Consider the following 2,978-nt stretch of genomic DNA (forward strand, 5'->3'; position numbering starts at 1 on the left):
TCGAAGTCAACCTTGGCCGAACCGAAAACTTCGGAGCAGACACGGGTCAGAGCAGCGGTCAGCGTGGTTTTACCGTGGTCAACGTGACCGATGGTACCGACGTTGACGTGCGGCTTATTACGTTCGAACTTTTCCTTAGCCATCGAAATCACCCCTAGGAGAAGAATTTAGCGAGTCACACAAGCCATTAAAACAAAGGCAGATATTTGCATATCTGCCTTGTAATATGGAGCTCTTGAGCGGATTTGAACCGCTGACCTCACCCTTACCAAGGGTGTGCTCTACCAACTGAGCTACAAGAGCAAAACACTTTGCACAATCTGCAAACTTGGAGCGGGTAGCGGGAATCGAACCCGCATCATCAGCTTGGAAGGCTGAGGTTCTACCACTAAACTATACCCGCGGAGCTTGCAGCTCACGCTAAAAATGGTGGAGGGGGAAGGATTCGAACCTTCGAAGTCGTAGACGTCAGATTTACAGTCTGATCCCTTTGGCCGCTCGGGAACCCCTCCTAAGCGAGCCGGCATTCTATATCATGCCAGCCTTCTGTCAAGCATTTTCTCATTAAAAACCTGAGGTTAGCTGCGTTGACGTCGCTTCGTATCGCTTACCTTTAAAGGTCTTCGCTGCGAAGCGGGCGCCATTCTATGCAAACTACCCTACGGGTGCAACCCCTTCGCATGGCATTATTTTATGTTTTAACTCATTGAATTCTTTAGAAAGGTTTTGGAGCAGCGTTTCACTCACCTTTCCCGCGCCTTCCTGGGGTACCTGAACCCAGAACCCTCCTCCCTCTGAGAGATTTTGCGCGTTCGATACCACAGAGCGACCTACGACACCCAAAGCCGCCAGGCGCTGCTCCAGCTGCCTGGCCAGCTCCGGACGAGCAAAACCACCCAGATAGACACAAGTTTTGGGCACCTCAGCAGACTTGGCCGAATCGCGCCTGACAAGGGCATCCGCCGTTTCGCTCAAGAGATGAATATCCTGTTGCGACCCGCGATATAAGCTCAACGGCGTGACATCCTTGGCGCGAAGCGGGGCCTCCTGCTGATGCCAGATGTAGTAGAAGACATTCAAAACCAGCAACAACAGAAACAGCCACCGCATAGAAACCTCAATACAAAGGACAGGCCATCGCCAAACCGACGAAAACCAGGTCAGGTACCACCCTGGCATCTGGAACGACTCCGGAAACCAGATTGGCATCCCCCCCAGTAAGAAACACCACGAAATCCTTTCCCCAATATTGCTCCGCCAATTCAAGTTGAGTCAGGACGAATCCCCTAAGCATCAGCATGCAACCGCGCTCGACCGCCTCGACAGTCGCACGACCTGGAGCGAGGCTCTCATGGGCCCGCTCGGCCGCTATATCGTCATAACGAATTTTCCGCGTGTGGGTACGCAATTGATTACGCATCAGAGGCATGCCAGGACAAATGAACCCTCCCAGATGCCCACCATCCGCGGCCACGAAATCGGCTGTGACAGCAGTACCAAAATCCAGCACCAGGCACGCCCCCGAAGCGAGATGAAAACCACCAAGCAGGGCCAACCATCGATCGAGGCCTAGCCGCTCGTAGTCCTCGTAGCCGTTTCTCACACCCGCCATTTCCCGGGCAGGCACGGCACGAACTACCGATACCCCGAACACATCGACCAGCGAAGCGACCAATGAATCCGTCTCCGCCTGGGTCCTCACACTCACAAGACGACACTTCTTGAGCTGGAACTTCTTCGCGTCATTCAGGCTCGCGAGCAAATCGTCGTCAGAGCCGACCACACCACCTTCGACCGGCGTTATTCCATCAGGGCGCAGAACGCGCCATTTGATAAAGCTGTTGCCGCAGTCGAGCTCAAGAATCATCACGCAACCTCAAACTGAGCTCACCACCGCTAAAGTTTTTTTCCACACCATCCACCTTCAAACGCAGCGCACCCTGGTGATCAATGCCCAGCACAATGCCGTCAATTTTATTAACACCGGCAATCAGAGACACAGCCCGCCCCTGCCAAAGATGGTATTGCTCCCATTCCGACTGGATCGCAGCAAACCCCGATATGCGATGAAGCTCCAGATACTGCTGCAGCTTCACCCCCAATCGGGCCACCAGCTCATTTCGATCAAAATCCCTGCCCGCTTCAAGGCACATGGATGTCCATTGCTGGTCGACCTCATCAGTCGATTGCATATTCACATTGATCCCTACGCCCAGGACAACATGGCAAACGTCTGCAGGATCTCCAACCAATTCAAGCAAAATGCCCGCGATCTTTTTCTCACCCACCAAGACATCATTAGGCCATTTCAGCCCCGCCGCCGCGATCCCCATATCACGCAAGACGTGCATGACCGCAAGCCCGACAACCAAGCTCAGACCTTCGATTTGTCGCATGCCACCGCTAATGCGTAACACCAGGCTGTGGTAGAGATTTTCGGCAAATGGGCTGACCCACTTACGGCCACGACGACCACGACCGGCTGTCTGTCGCTCAGCCAAAACCATGAATGGCGCCGCGTCTCCGCGCTCGATGAAACGCAGCGCCTCGGCGTTAGTGGAATCGATAGAGTCGAATATATGGACAGGCCACTCATGAAGGCCTTTTGTGCAGATCTGTGTCGCATCCAAAAGTAGCAGGGGCTTAGCCAACTGATAGCCCCTACCTCGAACTTTATGAACAGACAATCCTAAATCCGCCTCCAAGTGCTGCAACTGCTTCCATACAGCACTACGACTGATACCCAGTGCAGCACCCAGGGCTTGCCCCGAATGAAAGCGGCCATCCTTCAGAAGTTTTAGCAACGTGAGCATGCGGACTGCGCCCTGATAATGAGGCCCGCATGATAGCCATGCGCAAGACAGTTGCATAGAAACACAAAATGACTTTCCTGCGGGCAAAACAAAACCCCTACCTGCGTCAGCAGATAGGGGTTTCGGAATTTAATCTTGACGATGACCTACTCTCACATGGGGAAA

At 53.5% G+C, this 2,978-nt stretch carries 4 protein-coding genes and 3 tRNA genes; all 7 read right to left on the minus strand.

The window, feature by feature from the left end:
* Window positions 1-143 (minus strand): GTP-binding protein (locus BLU85_RS30035; RefSeq protein ID WP_256326681.1); only part of this gene is annotated, 143 nt, incomplete at its 3' end.
* Between the two features lie 84 nt (window positions 144-227).
* Window positions 228-303, minus strand: a tRNA-Thr gene (locus BLU85_RS30040).
* Window positions 304-329: 26 nt separating this feature from the next.
* Window positions 330-403 (minus strand) — tRNA-Gly (locus BLU85_RS30045).
* 24 nt (window positions 404-427) lie between these two features.
* Window positions 428-512, minus strand: a tRNA-Tyr gene (locus BLU85_RS30050).
* A gap of 142 nt (window positions 513-654) precedes the next feature.
* The gene (locus tag BLU85_RS30055) at window positions 655-1,110 is read right to left on the minus strand and encodes a hypothetical protein (RefSeq protein WP_092205603.1); all 456 of its coding nucleotides are present in this window, start codon (window positions 1,108-1,110) and stop codon (window positions 655-657) included.
* 7 nt (window positions 1,111-1,117) lie between these two features.
* Window positions 1,118-1,867 (minus strand): pantothenate kinase, encoded by a 750-nt coding sequence (locus tag BLU85_RS30060; protein ID WP_092205604.1) that lies wholly within the window; start codon window positions 1,865-1,867, stop codon window positions 1,118-1,120.
* Window positions 1,857-2,813 (minus strand): bifunctional biotin--[acetyl-CoA-carboxylase] ligase/biotin operon repressor BirA, encoded by a 957-nt coding sequence (birA, locus tag BLU85_RS30065; protein WP_092205605.1) that lies wholly within the window; start codon window positions 2,811-2,813, stop codon window positions 1,857-1,859. The genes BLU85_RS30060 and birA overlap by 11 nt, the downstream gene beginning before the upstream one ends.
* Between the last annotated feature and the right edge of the window lie 165 nt (window positions 2,814-2,978).

This window comes from Pseudomonas sp. NFACC14 (genome assembly GCF_900106885.1).
Taxonomy (GTDB): domain Bacteria; phylum Pseudomonadota; class Gammaproteobacteria; order Pseudomonadales; family Pseudomonadaceae; genus Aquipseudomonas; species Aquipseudomonas fluorescens_AA.